Genomic DNA, 2,583 nt, shown 5'->3' with positions numbered 1-2,583 from the left:
CTTGAAAAATATCGTTGCCAGTATGTTAATGTTTACATTAAATTAACATATGTCATGTTGCAAATGAGTTTGCAAGAAAAAAACAAATGAAGGGAAAGTTAATATGAGTTGGAATAAATTTATAGAGCAACAAGAGCAGATGGACTATTACAAAAATCTGCAACAATTTTTACAAGAGCAGGAAAGCGCAGGAAAAACTATCTATCCAAAACAAACACTTCGTTTTAATGCTTTGAATTTAACACCATTAGAAAATGTCAAAGTGGTTATTTTAGGACAAGATCCATATCATGGAGAGAATCAAGCTCACGGTCTTAGTTTTTCAGTACCTGACGGAATAAAAATCCCACCTTCATTACGTAATATTTATAAAGAATTATCGACCAGTATTGCCGGTTATAAAATACCCGAATCGGGTAATCTGGAGCATTGGGCTAAACAAGGCGTTTTATTATTAAACGCAGTGTTAACGGTAGAAAAGGGAAATGCCGGCAGTCATGCATCGAAGGGCTGGGAGATTTTTACTGATAATATTATTAGTGAAATAAATGACTCTCAAAACGGAGTTGTTTTTTTATTATGGGGAAGTTACGCACATAAAAAAGGACGTTTGATAGATTCACAAAAACATACTGTTTTAAAATCAACGCATCCTTCTCCTTTATCAGCGTATCGAGGTTTTCTTGGTTGTGGACACTTTAAACAGGTAAATGAGATATTAAGCGAAAGAGGGCTAGCGGTAATTAACTGGTGATCTGTTCTTTACACTTTCTGTCGCACAAGCCAAAAACAGGGCTAAATGTTTTCCTTTTATAAACCTGAACATTTAAGTGAAGTAGGACTGCTGATAATTTATGGGTAATGTGATTTAGTTCATCGGTTTATTAATATTGAATGGCTATACTGGTTACTCTTTGTGCCATTTACTGAGTATTTATTATGTTATCGATTATCCATAATGATCATGCCAATATGAGTCTGCTTTTGAAACTTTTAAGAAAAAAGATTCAATTATTAGAGAAAGATGAAGAGATTGATTACCGTTTAATTAAAACGATTATCACTTATTTAAGAAATTATTCAGATAAATATCATCATCCAATGGAAGATCTTATTTACGATTATTATATAAAATATCGTGTTGTATCCGATGAAGTTGCTATGCGTTTATCTCAAGAGCATAAAGCAATAAAAAAAGTAACTGTCGAACTGGATGAATTATTAGATATGATTTTGCTCGATGCGATTGTGCCCAAAGAACAATGTATTGAAAAATTACGCAATTTTGTAGAGCTACAATCGGCTCATTTAGCTTATGAAGAGCAGGAAATTTTACCTTTGATTAAAGATAGTCTATCAGCTGATGATTGGTCTAATCTTGAAAAGCAATGGCAACATGACGAGTATAAAGATCCCCTGTTCGGTGAGAATGTTTCAGATCAATATCGCACATTAGCAAGGCGTATTAAACAAGTGTAATTGCTGATTTTATAATAGCCGAGTAAAGAAAAAGCCACGTTTGTGAGAAACAAACGTGGTTTTTTTGTAATACTCTTATTGTAAATAAAGATGTGTAATATAAGCTATCTTATGCGTTTTTTAATGCTAAAAAAAAGCCCTCTTAAAAGAGGGCAAAGGGTACTACTAATATTTTCACAAAGTGCTCGCCTTACCTATCTAAAGCGATTTTTTAGTTTATATTTCAGCATTTTGCTCTAGTACCATGCTGCTCTGATACTAACTGTTTTACTTTTGGTTTGTAGCCATTAATTTAGTTACTCAAGGATAGTTCATCTGCAAAGTAAATTCTATTACACTCTATTACACCATAAGTAATGGTTAAGGATATCAGCGGAATGCAAAATCAAGCTTCCATATTGCTAGCTGATTTGCCTTGAACTACACAAAACTATCAATACTGCATGATGTGTAAGCTTAACTCATTGATATTAAAGAGCATTGCGCTTTCATTGTCCCGAGTTGAGGTTAAAGAAGATGAACGTTTTGCGCCGCAAAGAGATTTACCATCAGTTTTTCAAGATGAACAGCTCAATTATTTCAAATAACAAGTGGTTATTAGCATTTGCTTTTTAAACATAACAAATCTTTAAGAAACAAAAAACGCGCTTGTTTGAGCAAGCGCGGTTTTTAAATTCAGGTTTGGGTATAGATGATTAGCCGTAGTAACTTTCCATCCAGCTTTCTAAAATTAATGCAGCTGAAACGCTATCAATTTTGCCTTTATCAAGGGCTTTATAACCGCCGTGTGTAAAGATAAACTCTTTGGCACTGGCTGTAGTAAGGCGCTCATCTTGAAGGGCCGTTTTTACGCCAAAACGTCCATTTAAGCGGTTCGCAAACTTCTTGGCACGTTGAGTTATTGTTTGCTCTGAGCCGTCCATATTTAGCGGTAAACCGATAACCACTAAATCCGGTTGCCAATCATTAATTACTTTTTCAACGATATTCCAATTGGGAATGCCATCATTCGCTTTGATGGCAGCTAGCGGTTGTGCTGTTGCAGTTATCATTTGCCCTGTTGCAACACCAATACTTTTGGTTCCAAAGTCAAAGCCGAGTAGT

The 2,583-nt window shown here is 34.8% G+C and carries 3 protein-coding genes; 2 read left to right on the top strand and 1 reads right to left on the bottom strand.

Annotated elements, in window-relative coordinates; translation table 11 throughout:
- Positions 1 to 103: 103 nt before the first annotated feature.
- Both ung and AC4GME_RS18640 read left to right on the top strand, forming a co-directional pair.
- On the top strand, positions 104 to 754 hold the full coding sequence (gene ung / locus AC4GME_RS18645) for a uracil-DNA glycosylase (RefSeq protein WP_490377552.1): 651 nt from the start codon (positions 104 to 106) through the stop codon (positions 752 to 754).
- A gap of 185 nt (positions 755 to 939) precedes the next feature.
- Complete coding sequence (locus tag AC4GME_RS18640; RefSeq protein WP_490377551.1) at positions 940 to 1,479, top strand: hemerythrin domain-containing protein; 540 nt, start codon at positions 940 to 942, stop codon at positions 1,477 to 1,479.
- A gap of 695 nt (positions 1,480 to 2,174) precedes the next feature.
- Here the strand turns inward: AC4GME_RS18640 and ruvX are convergent.
- On the bottom strand, positions 2,175 to 2,583 hold a 409-nt coding region (ruvX, locus tag AC4GME_RS18635; RefSeq protein WP_490380023.1), incomplete at its 5' end, for a Holliday junction resolvase RuvX.

This window comes from Psychromonas sp. (genome assembly GCF_983033635.1).
This window is presented reverse-complemented; position numbering and strand designations above follow the sequence as displayed.

Bases quoted from the DNA above. Each gene is read 5' to 3' on its own strand.
- ung (WP_490377552.1), top strand. From the start codon at position 104: ATGAGTTGGAATAAATTTATAGAGCAACAAGAGCAGATGGACTATTAC.
- AC4GME_RS18640 (WP_490377551.1), top strand. From the start codon at position 940: ATGTTATCGATTATCCATAATGATCATGCCAATATGAGTCTGCTTTTG.